This window comes from Nevskia sp. (genome assembly GCF_023266035.1).
In the GTDB taxonomy this organism is placed as follows: Bacteria; Pseudomonadota; Gammaproteobacteria; order Nevskiales; family Nevskiaceae; genus Nevskia.
In genome coordinates this window covers 19,307-34,338 of the sequence record NZ_JAHFRY010000017.1, presented here as the reverse complement: position 1 = coordinate 34,338, position 15,032 = coordinate 19,307, and the positions used below count along the sequence as shown (strand labels likewise).

At 65.0% G+C, this 15,032-nt stretch carries 15 protein-coding genes; 12 read left to right on the top strand and 3 right to left on the bottom strand.

All coding sequences use genetic code 11. From position 1 onward, the window contains the following. Window positions 1-101: 101 nt before the first annotated feature. The 6 genes from Q0D45_RS04045 (at window position 102) to Q0D45_RS04020 (ending at window position 4,615) form a co-directional block, all read left to right on the top strand. Window positions 102-1,298 (top strand): class I SAM-dependent rRNA methyltransferase, encoded by a 1,197-nt coding sequence (locus tag Q0D45_RS04045; RefSeq protein WP_293388891.1) that lies wholly within the window; start codon window positions 102-104, stop codon window positions 1,296-1,298. A gap of 32 nt (window positions 1,299-1,330) precedes the next feature. Then, window positions 1,331-2,140, top strand: a complete 810-nt coding sequence (lgt, locus tag Q0D45_RS04040) for a prolipoprotein diacylglyceryl transferase (protein ID WP_293388888.1) — start codon at window positions 1,331-1,333, stop codon at window positions 2,138-2,140. Between the two features lie 4 nt (window positions 2,141-2,144). Further along, on the top strand, window positions 2,145-2,939 hold the full coding sequence (locus tag Q0D45_RS04035) for a thymidylate synthase (RefSeq protein ID WP_293388885.1): 795 nt from the start codon (window positions 2,145-2,147) through the stop codon (window positions 2,937-2,939). Window positions 2,940-2,949: 10 nt separating this feature from the next. Next, window positions 2,950-3,795: an alpha/beta hydrolase gene (locus Q0D45_RS04030; protein ID WP_293388883.1), complete on the top strand. Its 846-nt coding sequence runs from the start codon at window positions 2,950-2,952 to the stop codon at window positions 3,793-3,795. Beyond that, window positions 3,792-4,289, top strand: coding sequence for a dihydrofolate reductase (locus tag Q0D45_RS04025; protein ID WP_293388880.1), 498 nt, complete (start codon window positions 3,792-3,794; stop codon window positions 4,287-4,289). The genes Q0D45_RS04030 and Q0D45_RS04025 overlap by 4 nt, the downstream gene beginning before the upstream one ends. Window positions 4,290-4,357: 68 nt before the next feature. Continuing rightward, window positions 4,358-4,615 (top strand): acyl-CoA-binding protein, encoded by a 258-nt coding sequence (locus Q0D45_RS04020; RefSeq protein WP_293388877.1) that lies wholly within the window; start codon window positions 4,358-4,360, stop codon window positions 4,613-4,615. A gap of 52 nt (window positions 4,616-4,667) precedes the next feature. Here the strand turns inward: Q0D45_RS04020 and Q0D45_RS04015 are convergent, their stop codons facing one another. Together Q0D45_RS04015 and ilvB are read right to left on the bottom strand one after the other, a co-directional pair. Beyond that, a complete protein-coding gene (locus tag Q0D45_RS04015; RefSeq protein WP_293388874.1) occupies window positions 4,668-5,423 on the bottom strand; it encodes an ATP-binding protein in 756 nt (251 codons plus the stop codon). Between the two features lie 13 nt (window positions 5,424-5,436). After that, window positions 5,437-7,290 (bottom strand): biosynthetic-type acetolactate synthase large subunit, encoded by a 1,854-nt coding sequence (ilvB, locus tag Q0D45_RS04010; RefSeq protein ID WP_293388871.1) that lies wholly within the window; start codon window positions 7,288-7,290, stop codon window positions 5,437-5,439. 157 nt (window positions 7,291-7,447) lie between these two features. Here ilvB and ilvN point away from each other — a divergent pair, with 157 nt between their 5' ends. From ilvN to Q0D45_RS03995, 3 genes are all read left to right on the top strand, one after another. Continuing rightward, entirely contained in the window at window positions 7,448-7,960 is a 513-nt protein-coding gene (gene ilvN / locus Q0D45_RS04005) for an acetolactate synthase small subunit (RefSeq protein ID WP_293388868.1), read from the top strand. A gap of 97 nt (window positions 7,961-8,057) precedes the next feature. Beyond that, on the top strand, window positions 8,058-9,074 hold the full coding sequence (ilvC, locus tag Q0D45_RS04000) for a ketol-acid reductoisomerase (protein WP_293388920.1): 1,017 nt from the start codon (window positions 8,058-8,060) through the stop codon (window positions 9,072-9,074). Window positions 9,075-9,205: 131 nt separating this feature from the next. Beyond that, on the top strand, window positions 9,206-11,242 hold the full coding sequence (locus Q0D45_RS03995) for a hypothetical protein (RefSeq protein ID WP_293388865.1): 2,037 nt from the start codon (window positions 9,206-9,208) through the stop codon (window positions 11,240-11,242). A gap of 12 nt (window positions 11,243-11,254) precedes the next feature. Here the strand turns inward: Q0D45_RS03995 and Q0D45_RS03990 are convergent, their stop codons facing one another. Next, window positions 11,255-11,959, bottom strand: coding sequence for a FadR/GntR family transcriptional regulator (locus Q0D45_RS03990; RefSeq protein ID WP_293388862.1), 705 nt, complete (start codon window positions 11,957-11,959; stop codon window positions 11,255-11,257). Between the two features lie 118 nt (window positions 11,960-12,077). Here Q0D45_RS03990 and Q0D45_RS03985 point away from each other — a divergent pair, with 118 nt between their 5' ends. Genes Q0D45_RS03985 through Q0D45_RS03975 form a run of 3 tightly spaced genes read left to right on the top strand, consistent with a single transcriptional unit; the run spans window position 12,078 to window position 15,003 of the window. Beyond that, window positions 12,078-12,872, top strand: a complete 795-nt coding sequence (locus Q0D45_RS03985) for a (Fe-S)-binding protein (RefSeq protein ID WP_293388859.1) — start codon at window positions 12,078-12,080, stop codon at window positions 12,870-12,872. Further along, on the top strand, window positions 12,869-13,555 hold the full coding sequence (locus tag Q0D45_RS03980) for an LUD domain-containing protein (protein ID WP_293388857.1): 687 nt from the start codon (window positions 12,869-12,871) through the stop codon (window positions 13,553-13,555). Before Q0D45_RS03985 ends, Q0D45_RS03980 begins: the two co-directional genes overlap by 4 nt. Then, the gene (locus tag Q0D45_RS03975) at window positions 13,552-15,003 is read left to right on the top strand and encodes a LutB/LldF family L-lactate oxidation iron-sulfur protein (RefSeq protein ID WP_293388854.1); all 1,452 of its coding nucleotides are present in this window, start codon (window positions 13,552-13,554) and stop codon (window positions 15,001-15,003) included. Before Q0D45_RS03980 ends, Q0D45_RS03975 begins: the two co-directional genes overlap by 4 nt. Window positions 15,004-15,032 lie beyond the last annotated feature (29 nt).

Genomic DNA, 15,032 nt, shown 5'->3' with positions numbered 1-15,032 from the left:
GACAAAACACCGCGGGAGGGGTCTTTTTTCAGATGATCGGTATGATACGCAGAACACCTACCCGATGACACCCTGTCACGGGCTTTACCCGACCTCCTCCCTTGTCAAATTTAATCATCCGCCTGAAAACCCAGGAGGACCGTCGCCTGCGTGCGGGCCACCTGTGGATCTACTCCAACGAAATCGACACGGCCCGTACGCCGATCAAGTCGGTCACCGCCGGCAGCCTGTGTCGCTTCGAGGATGGTCGCGGCAAGCCGATCGGCGCCGGCTACATCAATCCTCAAGCCCTGCTCTGCGGCCGCCTGCTGACCGGCCAGTACGACGCCGTGTTCGACGCCGAATGGCTGTCGCGCAGGCTGCAGGCTGCGGCTTCGCTGCGCGAAAAGCTGTACAGCCAGCCGTTCTACCGCTTGGTGTTCGGCGAGGCCGACGGCCTGCCGGGCCTGGTCGTCGATCGCTACGGCGACGTGCTGGTGGTGCAGATCGGCACCGCCGGCATGGAGCACCTGAAACCGCGCCTGATCGAAGCCTTGCAGTCGACGTTCTCGCCGCGCGGCATCGTGCTGCGCAACGACAGCGCCTCCCGCGAAGCCGAGAACCTGCCTCTGTACGTCGAGGAAGTCGGCGACGTGCCGGAAACCGTGGTCATCGACGAATCCGGTGTGAAGTTCGAGATCGCGATGCGCGGTGGCCAGAAAACCGGCTGGTTCTTCGATCAGCGCGACAACCGTGATCGCATGGCCCGCTACATCAAGCCGGATTCCGCCGTGCTCGACGTGTTTTCCTATGTCGGCGGCTGGGCACTGCGCGGCCTCGGCCACGGCGCCGCGTCGGCAACTTGCGTCGATTCTTCGGCGCCGGCGCTGGCGGCTGCCGAACGCAATGCCGCGCTGAACGGCAAGAAGATCGAGACCATCAAGGGCGATGCGCTCGACGTCATGAAGCAGCTGGCCGTCGATGGCCGCCGCTACGATGTCGTGGTCGTCGATCCGCCGGCGCTGATCAAGCGCAAGCGCGATCACGAGGAAGGCCTCGGTCTGTACGGCCGCCTGAATCGCGCCGCGCTGAACCTGCTGACCCCGGGCGGCGTGCTGGTGTCCTGCTCCTGTTCGCACCATCTGGCCGCGGACGAACTGCAGCGCGTGCTGCTGCGCGAATCGCGGGCGGCGGCGAAGCGCCTGCAGATCCTGGAAACCCTGGAGCAGGGGCCGGATCATCCGGTCCATCCGGCGATCCCCGAAACCCGCTACCTCAAGGGTTTCGTGGCCAGCTCGATCAACGAGCAGTTCTCCTAGAATCTGCTCGCTCCCGTCGAACGGTCACCGGCATGCTGACGCACCCTGATTTCAACCCCATCGCGCTGGCGCTCGGGCCGGTCAAGATCCATTGGTACGGGATCATGTATCTGCTCGGCTTTGCCGGTTTCTACTGGCTGAGCTGCCGGCGCGGCCGTTACGACTGGCTGAAATTCTGGACGCCGGAACGGGTGTCGGATGTGCTGTTCTACGGCGTGCTCGGGGTGATCCTCGGCGGTCGTATCGGCTACACGTTCTTCTACAACGTCGACAAGGCCGGCGAGCTGATCTTCCTCAAGGATCCGCTGGTGATCTTCCGGATCTGGGAAGGCGGCATGTCCTTCCACGGCGGCCTGATCGGCGTGCTGGTAGCGATGCAGGTCTACGCGATCCAGCACAAGCTGAGTTTCTGGACGGTCACCGACTTCATCGCGGTGACCGCGCCGTTCGGTCTGCTGACCGGCCGCATCGGCAATTTCATCAACGGCGAGCTGTACGGCGCGCCGACCACGCTGCCCTGGGGCATGATTTTCCCGAAGCTTGGTGACGGCCTGCCGCGCCATCCGAGCATGCTCTACGAAGCCGGGCTCGAAGGCCTGGCGATGCTGCTGATCCTGTGGTGGTTCGGCTCGAAGCCGCGTCCCCGGATGGCGATCAGCGGCCTGTTCCTGATCCTTTACGGCACGTTCCGTTTCGCCGTCGAATTCGTTCGCGTGCCGGACAGCCAGCTGGGCTACCTGTACGGCACTTCGTGGTTCACGATGGGGATGCAGCTCTGCGTGCCGATGCTGCTGGCCGGCATCACGCTGATGATCGTGGCCTACCAACGAAACAAGGTTTGAGACGATGCGCCAATACCTCGACCTGATGCAGCGGGTGCTCGACACCGGCACCGAAAAGACCGACCGCACCGGCACCGGCACTCGCTCGGTGTTTGGCCACCAGATGCGTTTCGATCTGGCCCAGGGCTTCCCGATGCTGACGACCAAGAAGCTGCATCTGAAGTCGATCGCCGTGGAGCTGCTCTGGTTTCTTCGCGGCGACACCAACACCGCGTTCTTGAAAGAACACGGCGTCTCGATCTGGGACGAATGGGCGGACGAGCAAGGCGAGCTCGGCCCGGTCTACGGCCGCCAGTGGCGCAGCTGGCCGACCGCCGACGGCCGCCATGTCGACCAGATCAAGCAGCTGCTCGAGCAGCTGAAAAAGACGCCGGACTCGCGTCGTCTGCTGGTCTCGGCCTGGAATGTCGGCGAGCTGGACAAGATGGCGCTGATGCCCTGCCACGCGCTGTTCCAGTTCTATGTCGCCGACGGCAAGCTCAGCTGCCAGCTTTACCAGCGCAGTGCCGACATCTTCCTCGGCGTGCCATTCAACATCGCCAGCTATGCGCTGCTGACCTTGATGATCGCCCAGGTTGCAGGACTGAAGCCGGGCGATTTCGTCTGGACCGGCGGCGATTGCCACCTGTACTCGAACCATCTCGATCAGGCGCGCCTGCAGCTGAGCCGCGAAACGCGAGCGCTGCCGACGATGACGATCAACCCGGCGGTCACCGATCTGTTCGGCTTCAAGCTGGAAGATTTCACGCTCAGCGGCTACGAGCCGCATCCGCATATCAAGGCTCCCGTTGCGGTCTGAGAAGAAATCCATGCGCTTCGGACGTTGGATCGTTGCCTGCAGTCTGCTGCTGATCAGCGCTGCGGTTGCCGCGAAGAATCCGCCGTATCCGATGGGCTCGGTCGACGAGCTGTTTCCGCAGCCACCGAAGCCGGTGGAACACAGCTACCAGATCGACGATCGGACCATCCATTACTGGCAGATCGGCAACGGCCCGGCGCGCATCCTGTTCCTGCACGGCACGCCGGGTGGCTGGAAGGCCTGGGCGCACTACATGGCCGATCCAGAACTGCAGAAGCGGGCGACGATGATCTCCGTCGACCGTCCCGGTTTCGGCGCTTCCGATCCCGGTCGTGTTGCGCCGCAGATGGCCGATCAGGCGCGCCTGCTGGCGCCGCTGCTGGCCGGCCCCGGCGCGCCGACCCTGCTGGTCGGCCATTCGCTGGGCGGGCCGATCGGCGCTGAACTGGCGATGCGCTATCCCGAACAGGTGCGCGGCGCGGTGCTGGTGGCGCCGTCGATCGACCCGAATACCGAGCAGCCGCGCTGGTACAACCTCGCAATGACCCTGTGGCTGGTCAAGCTGATCGCGCCGAATGATTTCGTCGCATCCAATCAGGAAATCATGCCGCTGGTGGGCGAACTGGAAAAGCAGACGCCGCGCTGGGCGAACCTGAAGATGCCGATCACCGTCATCCAGGGCGCCAAGGACGAACTGGTCGATCCGCGCACGGCGGCCTATGCCGAGAAGGTGTTGCCGAAGCCGAGCGGCAAGGTCGTCGTCGTGCCGGACCAGGGCCATTTCGTGCTCTGGAACCGGCCGGATCTGGTAGTCAAGGAAATCATCGACGTGCTGGACCGCACTGCCAAACCATGAACAGCGAGCTGACCCTGATCGCCGCGCTGGCGCAGAACAGAGTGATCGGCCGCGACGGCGATCTGCCCTGGCGGCTGCCGGATGATCTGAAGCGCTTCAAGCGCCTGACCGTCGGCAAGACCGTGCTGATGGGCCGCAAGACCTGGGTATCGCTCGGCCGGCCGCTGCCGGATCGCGACAACTGGGTGCTGACCCGCGACGCCGCGTTCAAGCCGACCGGCGCAACGGTATTCGCGAGCCTCGATCAGGCGCTGAATGCCGGGCAGGGACGGGAGCTGGTGGTGATCGGCGGTGCCGAGCTGTATCGCCAGACCTTGCCGCTGGCGACTCGGCTGGAGCTGACTGAAGTGCTGGCCGAAGTCGACGGCGACACGCTGTTTCCGGCGATCGATCTCGCCCAGTGGCAGACCATCACTAGCGAAGCCCACCCGGCCGACGAGCGCCATGCTCATGCCTTCCGCTTCGTCAGCTTGCAGCGCCTCGAAAACGATTGAGTCTCGACGCCTGAGGCTGCTATAAAGCCGCCTCAGAACAATTGTTCACATAACCTCGAGAATCCGACATGGCCGACCTCAAAGCCGCCTTTGCCCAAGCCCAGATCGACGTCAAGACGCTGACCAAGCGCCCGAGCAACGAAGACCTGCTGACGCTCTACGCGCTGTTCAAGCAGGGATCGTCTGGCGATGTCAGCGGTGATCGGCCAGGCATGCTGGACATGGTCAATCGCGCCAAGTACGACGCCTGGGCCAAGCTCAAGGGCACCACGACGGATGCGGCGATGACGCAGTACGTTGCCAAGGTGAAAGCGATGCTGGGCTAGTAAGGCTGTTCTCCTTCCCCGGTTTACGGGGGAAGGAGCAAAGAAAACAGTCTCAGGCTTTGCCAGCAAAATCCCGAGCAAACTGCTGCGCAACCCGCCCCGAGCGCGAAGCGCGATTCAGCGCCCAGCGCTGCGCCAGCACTTTCAGTTCGTCGTTCCAGCCCGTCACGCCGAGCCGCGTCAGATGCAGGCGCACGGCGTCGATGTACTGAACCTGGCTGAATGGCTGGAAGCTCAGCCACAGGCCGAAGCGCTCCGACAGCGCGACCTTTTCCTCGGTCGATTCGCCGGGGTTCAGCTCATCATTTTCCCAGCGATATTCGGCGTTGTCGGACTTAAGCGCAGGCGTCAGATGCCGGCGATTGCTGGTCGCGTAGATCAGCACGTTCTCGGCCGGTTCCTCGATGCCGCCATCGAGCGCCGCCTTCAGCGCAGTCAGCGCCGAATCATTGGACGCGATCGAGAAATCGTCGACGTACAGGACGAAACGCTCCGGCCGTCCTCGCAGCGGGGCGACGACATCCGGCAGATCGACCAGGTCCTGCGGGTGAACCTCGACCAGCCGCAGGCCGCGCGGCGCGAACTCGGTCAGCAGCGCTTTCACCAGCGAGGATTTGCCGGTGCCGCGCGAGCCGGTCAGCAGGATGTGGTTGGCGGGCTTGCCGGCGACGAACTGCTCGGTGTTCTGCACCGCCGCCGCTTTCTGGCGATCGATGCCGAGCAGATGGTCGAGCTGCACCGTCGCCGGGAAGGCGATCGGCTGCAGCGCGCCATTGCGCCAGCGCCAGGCGAGTGTCTCCGCGTTCATCTCGGGCGCCCGCTCAGAACAGCTGGGTCTTGCTGACGTCGAGCACCTTCGGCGGTTCGCGTGACGCGATCCAGTCGCCGGTGATCATCTCCGCGTAGCTCATGCCGGGGCCGACCATCGGGTAGACGCCGGCATCGCGGTCGATGACCACTTCGAGGAAGGCCGGGCCGGGGAAGGCGACGAACTCGCCGACCACGCGATCGATGTCCGCCGGGTTCGACAGCTGCACGGCGTACTCGAAGCCATCGGCCTGCGCGGCTTTGACGAAATCCTTCTTGTGCAGCGTCTTGTCGCTGCCCGAGAAGCGGCTTTCATGGAACAGCTTCTGCCACTGGCGAACCATGCCGTCGCCGGAATTGTTCAGCACGACGACCTTGATCGGCAGGCCGTAGTTGGTGATCGTTTCCATCTCGCCGATGTTCATGCGCACCGAGGCATCGCCATCGATATCGACGACGATCTTCTTCGGGTTGGCGAACTGCGCGCCGATCGCTGCCGGCAGGCCGAAGCCCATGGTGCCCATCGAACCGGAGGTCAGCCACAGGCGTGGCTGCCTGAAATCGAAGTACTGCGCGGCCCACATCTGATGCTGGCCGACGCCGGTGGCGATGATCGCGTCGCCCTTGGTGATGCGGTTGATCGCTTCGATGATCGCGTACGGCTGGATGGTCACCGAGGCGCGGTCGTAGTTCATCGCATGGACGCGCTTCAGCTCGGCCACGTGGCCGTGCCATTCGCTGTAGTCCGGCTTGAAGTTCTGCGCCCGGCCATGCGCCAGCACCTGGGTCAGCGCGACCTTCAGATTGCCGACATGCGACCAGGTCACCCGCTTGACCTTGTTGATCTCGGAGGCATCGACATCGAAGTGCAGGATCGCCTTGGCGTTGCGGGCGAACTTCGACGGCACGCCGGCCACGCGATCGTCGAAGCGGGCGCCGATCGCGATCAGCAGATCGCAGTCGTCGATCGCGTAGTTCGCGTAGGCGGTGCCGTGCATGCCGAGCATGTGCATCGACAGCGGATCGGTGGTGTCGTAGGCGCCGAGACCCATCAGGGTCATCACCGTCGGGATGCCGTACTCGTTGGCGAAGGCGCGCAGCTGCTCGGCCGCTTCGGCGTGGATGACGCCGCCGCCGGCATAGATCATCGGCCGCTTGGCAGCCTTCAACAGCTCGTGGAAGTGGGCGAGGGAAGCCTCGTCGATGCGCGCTTCGTCGCTCACCCGCAGGCGGGCGCGGTAGCCCGGCACCGGCAGGCGGCCGAGCACGTCGCGACGACCGGTGAACACGCCCTTCCAGTTCTGCACGTCCTTCGGCACGTCGACGACCACCGGGCCCGGACGGCCGGTGCGGGCGATCTCGAAGGCGGTGCGCACGGTGGCTTCGAGCTTGCTCGGATCGGTGACCAGGAACACGTGCTTGGCGCAGGCGGCCATGATGTTGCTGATCGGCGCTTCCTGGAACGCGTCGGTACCCATCGCGCTGGTTGGCACCTGGCCGCAGATGACCACGATCGGCGTCGAATCGGCCATCGAATCGCGCACCGGGGTGACGGTGTTGGTCGCGCCCGGGCCGGAGGTGACCAGCGCCACGCCGACCCGGCCCGAGGACCGGGCATAGCCGGCCGCCATGAAGCCGGCGCCCTGCTCGTTGGCAGGCACGATCAGCGGCATCGGGTCTTCGCCCGCAGCACTCGGGTTGGCGGCGTTGAAGCGGAAGATCGCATCGTAGGTCGGCAGAATCGCGCCACCCGAATAGCCGAAGACGACATCGACACCCTCATCGGCCAGGACCTGGACGATGATGTCGGCGCCGCTCATCGTCTGGCCGGCGAGGGGGTGCGTGTCGTGCTGCAGCGGTGCGTTCATCGGATCAGTCACTCTGGTTGATGCGGGGGCGATGCCCTGTTGGGGCGCAATTAGCGCTTTGCAGCGCTAAAAGGGGCGCTTTTATAGCATGTCCGCACCGTTTCCGGCCCGTTCCCGTCTTGCGTCCGACGCGATGTGCGGCTACCGTGCGCGCCCTATGCGTCAAGATCAAAGACATATCGTTTCCATCCTGCTTCAGAACGAAGCAGGCGCGCTGGCGCGTGTCGCCGGCATGTTCTCGGCCCGCGGCTACAACATCGAGTCGCTATCGGTCGCGCCGACTCACGATCCCAGCCTGTCCCGGCTGACGCTCGTGACCTACGGCAGCGAAGCGGTCGTCGAACAGATCATCAAGCAGTCGCGCAAGCTGATCGAAATCGTCGAGATCGTCGATCTCGCCGGCCGCGATCACATCGAGGCCGAACTGCTGATGCTCAAGGTCCGGGTCGATGCGATGAATCTGCAGCCGGTCGTCGACTGCGTGGTTCGCCATCACGGCCAGATCCTCGACGAGACCGAAGCCACCCGCACCGTGCAGCTGACCGGCACCGGTGCGGAGGTCAACGACTTCGTCGCCGAGATTTCCGGCCTGGCCCGCGTGCTCGAACTGGCCCGCAGCGGCACCGCGGCACTGGCGCGCGGCACCACCGTGCTGGCCGCGCCGGTCTGAATACGTCGGTCCGAAGAAACGAGCTGCAAATAACGATCCGATCCACCGAAGACGCATTCGCGCTTCATCCGTCCCACGAGAGGGAACCGCTGTGAGCATTTCCGTTTACTACGATAAAGACGCCGACCTTTCGATCATCCAGTCGCGCAAGGTCACGATTCTCGGCTACGGCTCGCAGGGCCACGCCCATGCGCTGAACCTCAAGGACTCCGGTGTCGACGTTACCGTCGGCCTGCGCAAGAGCTCCAAGAGCTGGGTCAAGGCCGCCAACGCCGGCCTGAAAGTTCTGGAAGTCGCCGATGCGGTGAAGACCGCCGACGTGGTCATGATCCTCGCCCCGGACCAGGACCAGCGCCTGATCTACGAGCAGAGCGTGGTCAACAATCTGAAGGAAGGCGGCGTGCTCGCCTTCGCGCACGGCTTCAACATCCATTTCGGCCTGATCCAGCCGCGCGCCGATCTCGACGTGATCATGGTCGCGCCGAAGGGCCCCGGCCACACCGTGCGCTCGACCTACACCCAGGGCGGCGGCGTGCCGAGCCTGATCGCGATCCACCAGGACGCTTCCGGTTCCGCCAAGCAGATCGCGCTGTCGTACGCCTCGGCGAACGGCGGCGGTCGCGCCGGCATCATCGAAACCAACTTCCGCGAAGAGACCGAAACCGATCTGTTCGGCGAACAGGCGGTGCTCTGCGGCGGCGCTTCGGCGCTGGTGCAGGCGGGTTTCGAAGTACTGGTCGAAGCCGGCTACGCGCCGGAAATGGCCTACTTCGAGTGCCTGCACGAACTGAAGCTGATCGTCGACCTGATGTACGAAGGCGGCATCTCGACGATGCGCTACTCGATCTCGAACACCGCCGAATACGGCGACTACGTGACCGGCCCGCGGATCATCACCGAAGAAACCAAGAAGGAAATGAAGCGCGTCCTCGCCGACATCCAGACCGGCAAGTTCGCTCGTGACTTCGTCCTCGAGAACCAGGCTGGCCAGCCGATGATGCAGGCGCGTCGTCGCATTGCTGCCGAGCACCAGATCGAAACGGTCGGCGCCGGTCTGCGCGCGATGATGCCGTGGATCTCGAAGAACAAGCTGGTCGACAAGACGAAAAACTGATTCTTCGGATCAGGTTGCACGCTTGAACGATCAGGGCGCTTCGGCGCCCTGATTCGTTTCCGTCGGCGGAAGCCATAAGGCGGGTTATCCTTCGGCCGACTTTCTGCCATGAAACGGTTTCCCGGAGTTCCGTGAGTCGCCCCTCGTTACTCCTCGAACTGCAGCGCCGCAACGTCCATCGCGCGGCCCTGTTCTATGCCGGCGCGGCCTGGCTGCTGGTGCAGATCGCGACCCAGGTGTTTCCGTTCTTCGACATTCCGAACGAGACGGTGCGCATCGTCGTCATCGCCGTGGTCATCGGCTTTCCGTTCGCGATGCTGTTCTCGTGGTTCTACGAGTGGACGCCGCACGGCATCAAGCTGGAAAGCGAGATCGACCGTAGCGAGTCGGTCACCCGGCAGACCGGCAAGACACTGGATCGCTGGATCATCGCGGTGCTGGCGCTGGCCGTGGTGTTGCTGCTCACCGACCGGCTGGCACTGCGCAAGCCAGCCGCCGCCTCTGCCGACAAGTCGATCGCGGTGCTGCCGTTCGAGAATTTGTCCGCGGATGCGGAGAACGCCTATTTCGCCACCGGCATGCAGGACGAGATCCTGACCCGGCTGGCCAAGGTCGGCGCGCTGCGCGTGACCTCGCGGACCTCGACCGCCGAGTACAGCGGCCATCCCGGCAATCTCAAGGAGATCGCCGCCCGACTGGGCGTCGCCCACATCCTCGAAGGCAGCGTCCAGAAGGTCGGCAACAAGGTTCGGATCAACGTGCAGCTGATCCGCGCCGCCGACGACAGCCATCTGTGGGGCGAAATCTACGATCGCGGCACCGATGACATCCTCGGCGTGCAGGGCGAGGTGGCCACCGCCATCGCGCAGACGCTGGACGCCCGTCTCAGCGGTGAAGAACGGCAGCAGCTGGCACGCAAGCCGACCTTGAACCCCGCCGCCTACGACGCCTATCTGCGCGGTCTCGAAGGCCACAAGGCGGCGTTTTCGCCGGTGCTGCTGCGCGCTGCCTCGGTGAATTTCGCCGAAGCCGTGCGCCTGGACCCCGGCTTCGCGCAGGCCTGGGCCTACAAGTCGATCGTCGATGGACTGATCCACTTCAACAGGCTGGATCTCGACGGCGGGCGGCTCGAAGCGTCACGCAGCGAGGCGGCCAAGGCGATGGAGCTGGCACCGGAGGCCGCCGAAAGCTGGCTGGCACGCGGCTATCTGCTCTATCGCACGCTCGATTTCGATGGCGCGCGCACAGCGTTCGCAGAAGCCGGCCGGTTGCTGCCGAACAGCGCCGAAGTGTTCAGCGCACGTGGGCTCGTGGAGCGTCGCGCCGGACATTACGAGCGATCGGTCGAACTGTTGCAGCAGGCGATCGCGCTCGATCCCGGCAACATCTCCTTCCTGTCGATGCTCGTCCAATCGCTGTCCATTCTCGGCCGCACAGCGGCCTCCCGAATCTGGCTCGACCGTGGACTCGCGCTGAATCCGGGCAATGTCGTTCTGATCTCCCAGAAGGCCGGTAGCTATCTGGACGAGGGCGACATCGAGTCGGCAGGTCGCATGATCGATTCACAGCCGCTCGACATCGAAAGCGGTTGGATGATGAGCGTCAAGCTGTCGCTGGCGACCGTTCGCCGTGATTTCTCCACCGTCATCGCGGGCTACCGGGCGGCGCTGGCGGCACCGGATTTCGAACTCGACGGTGGCACCCTGGATTACTACCCCTTACTCGGCTGGTCCCAGCGCTGGCAGGGGGATGAGAAAGCGGCAACGGCCACCTTCAAGGAAGGCCTTGCCCGGAGTACCGCCTTGCGCGAGCGCCTGGGTGGCGACAGTGTTCTGCAGGCCAGTCTGGCGATGGTCGAAGCCGGCCTCGGTGATTCCGAAGCGGCGCGGCGCGACGCCCGGATCGCGGTCGAGGCGGCTGGCAACGATCAGATCGCGCGCTTCGCGACGCGCGACGCGCAGGCGAGCATCCTGGCGCTGGCGGGCTTGCGCGACGAAGCACTCGACGCTCTGGGCGCGCTGGCCGACGATCCCGCGGCACAGAATCTGGCCGACCTGCGGCTGTCGCCGATCTGGGATGGCTACCGCGACGATCCGCGCTTCAAGCAGGCGCTGGCGAAGGCCGAGGCAAAGATCGGCCGGCAGAATCAGGCCGTCGTTGCGCCCTGACGCCGCGGCGGCTCAGGAGACGCTGCGCAGATCGTTGAGCTGCACCCGCACGTAATCCATGTGCCGGCCGGCAGCACGGCCGGCCGCGGCAACGTCACGGGACAGGATGGCGTCGATCAAGGCCTGATGCTGTGCGCGCAGCTGCCGTGACGGTTCCGTATCTGGTTGCAGGCCGGCGATGCTGAGCTGGACGTGGTCGTGCAGCAGGTTCAGCAGCGAGCCCATCAGGTAGGAAAACACCGGATTGTGGGCGGCGTCGGCGATCGCCCGGTGATAAGCCACGTCGGCCTCGATCTGCGCCCGTCGGTCACTGGCACCGTAAGCGGCATCGACGTCGCGTGCCACCTGCTGCAAGCGCCGGCGATCGATAGCGGTATGTCGTGTCGCCGCCAGTTCGGCCGTGCGGCATTCCATCATCGTGCGGAACTCGATCAGGCTTTCCTGCAGCCGCGGATGCCGCTCGACCATGTCGGACCAGATCTCGGCCGTGCGCCGATCGGTGTCGTCATTGATGAAGGTGCCCGAGCCTTGCCGGCGGCTCAGCAGGCCGCGCGCCACCAGCTTGCCGATCGCCTCCCGAACCGTGCCGCGCGATACCCGATAGCGCTCGGCCAGCGCCCGCTCGGGCGGCAGCCGGTCTTCGAACTCGCGCGCCACGATCGCCCGCTCGATCGCTTCCGCGACGGCATCGCCACGCTGCAACAAGGGTTCGCTCATGACAGGGGTTTCCGAATTGGTCCGACCAATATCACAGGCGAGCTGCCGATGACCAGACTCGGCCCAACGACAACATGAATGCGCTGGGCGAAAGCCGGAAGCGCTCCAGGAGGAGGCCATGTCCCCAACACCCGCATCCACACCCGCATCCGCTGCCCGCGACGGCAAACGGAACGTCTATTTCTTCGCCACCTGCGTCATCGACATGTTCGCGCCGGAGGCCGGTTTCGATGCCATCGACGTGCTCGAGCGCAGCGGTGTGCAGGTGCACTTTCCGGTCCGGCAGACCTGCTGCGGCCAGCCGGCGTACACCACCGGCTTTCCCGAGGAAGCGGCCAAGGTGGCCGCCGCGCAGCTCGATCTGTTTCCGGAGCCCTGGCCGATCGTCGTGCCCTCCGGTTCCTGCGGCGGCATGCTCAAGCATCACTGGCCGAAGCTGTTCGCGAATGATCCCGTGAAGCTGGCGAAGGCCGAAGCGATCTCCGCGCGGACCATCGAATTCACCGATTACCTGTTGAACGTCGCCGATCTGAAACTGGACAGCGCCAGTCGCCGCCCGCTGCGCGTGGCGCTGCACACGGCCTGCAGCGCGCGCCGCGAGATGGGCACCCTGGAATGCGGGCGCGAACTGCTGAGCCGTCTGCCCGGCGTGGAACTGGTGGAGCACGCCCATGAATCCGAGTGCTGCGGTTTCGGCGGCACCTTCTCGGTCAAGCATCCGGAAATTTCCGCGGCGATGACCTCCGACAAGCTCGACGCCATCCGCGCCACCGATTGCGACGCGATGGTCAGCGCCGATTGCGGCTGCCTGCTGAGTCTGAACCTGATGCTCAAGAAGCGCCGCGACCTGATGCGCGGCCAGCACATCGCCAGCCTGATCCGCGAACGCCTCGACGGCGGGGAAGCTCAGTGAGCGCGTCCGCCGAGTCGCTGCGTGCGCGCAGCGCGATCTTCGAACGTCTGCGCGCGGCAACGCGTGATCCGCAGAACACGCCGCTGGATGTCTCCGCTGCTCTGTTGCCACTGCTGGCCGATCCGGTCGGGGAGACACGCACCGAGCGCTTCATCCGCCACGCCCGAAGCTGGCGTGCCGAAGTCATCGAAACCACGCAGGCCGACTGGCCTGAAGCCCTGCAGGCATTGCTGCGCGCGCGGGCGCCACGGCAGTTGTTTGCCGGGCCTGGCAGCGAGATCGCCGCCACGCTGGCGGCCTGCGTGCCGCCGCAGCAACTGCGCTGGTTCGATCGCGAGATCGCCGCACTCAAGCCCGAGCTGTTCGCCGCTGACGCTGGCATCACCACCACGCTCGGCGGCCTTGCCGCCAGCGGCAGCCTGCTGGTGATGCCGACCATCGCGGAGCCGCGCACGCTGTCGCTGGTGCCGCCGCTGCATATCGCGCTGCTGCATGAAAGCCAGCTGCAGGACTCGCTGCTCTCGGCGATGTGGCACTACGGCTGGGCGAGTGCGATGCCGAGCAATCTGCTGACCATCACCGGTCCGTCGAAGACTGCGGACATCCAGCGCATGCTGGTCTACGGCGCCCACGGGCCGCGCGAACTGGTGATCCTGCTGGTGCAGGACGGAGTCCGCTCATGAGTGGCGCAATGGCCATCAAGCTGGCCGATTTCCAGGCCAATGCCCGCGCCGCGCTGAAGGACCCGAAGCTGCGCGACAGCTTCACCGGCGCGATGGATTTCCTGATCGATCGCCGTGCGAGTCAGTTCCCGGATCTCGAGGCTTTCGAGCGCCTGCGCAAGGTCGGCGAAGCGGTGCGTCAGCAGGCATTGTCGAAGCTGCCGGAACTGCTGGAGCAGCTGGAAAACAAGCTCACTTCGCTCGGCGTGCAGGTGCATTGGGCGGAGACGGCGGCCGACGCCAATCGCATCTTCCTCGACCTGGCGCGGCGCCACGACGCCAGCCTGATGGTCAAGGGCAAGTCGATGGTCAGCGAGGAAATCGAGCTGAATCACGAGATGGCGGCGCAGGGCATCGAGTGCGTCGAGACCGACATGGGCGAGTACATCCTGCAGCTCGATGGCGATCGCCCCAGCCACATCATCATGCCGGCCATCCACAAGACCAAGCAGGATGTCGCCGAGATTTTCCACGAGCACATCAAGGGCGCGCCGCTCACCGATGACGTCAACGAACTGATCGCCATCGGCCGGCGCGCACTGCGCGACAAATTCTCGGCGGCGCGCATCGGCGTGTCCGGCGTCAACTTCATGGTTGCCGAGACTGGCTCGCTGGTGCTGGTCGAGAACGAAGGCAATGGCCGGCTCTGCACCTCGGTGCCGGACGTGCACATCGCCATCACCGGCATCGAGAAGGTCATCGAGAAGCTGGAGCACGTAGCACCTTTGTTCGCGCTGCTGACCCGCTCGGCCACCGGCCAGGCGATCACCACCTATCTCAACGTGATCACCGGCCCACGCCGTGCAGGCGAGAAGGATGGCCCGCGCGAGATGCACCTGATCCTGCTCGACAACGGCCGCACCCAGGCTTATCGCGAGGAACGCTTCCGGGCAACCCTGCAGTGCATTCGCTGCGGCGCCTGCATGAATCACTGCCCGGTCTACACGCGGGTCGGCGGGCTGAGCTACGGCACCACGTATCCGGGGCCGATCGGCGCCATCATTTCGCCACATCTGCAGAACCTGAAGGAAACACGGCATCTGCCGACCGCATCCAGCCTCTGCGGTGCCTGCGGCGAAGTCTGCCCGGTGGGCATTCCGATCCCGGACATGCTGATGCGCCTGCGCGAGGCCGGCCGCCACAGCGTCGCCCAATCGGCCACGCCTCCGCAGCAGGCGCTGCGCGGGCAGGGCGAAGTGCGGCAACTGGCCGAAGCGCTCGCCTGGAAAGCCTGGCGGTTGCTCTACAGCCATCCGGCGCTCTATCGGCTGCTGGTCTGGTTTGCCGCGCGCCTGAACTGGCTGACGCCGCCCTGGCAGGGAGGATGGACGCAGGCGAGGGCGCCATTGAAGCCTGCGTCGAAATCCTTGCGTGATCTGCTGGCGGAGCGGCAGCGCAAACAGAATTAACAGGCGGCTTCAGATGCCGTGAGGTCATG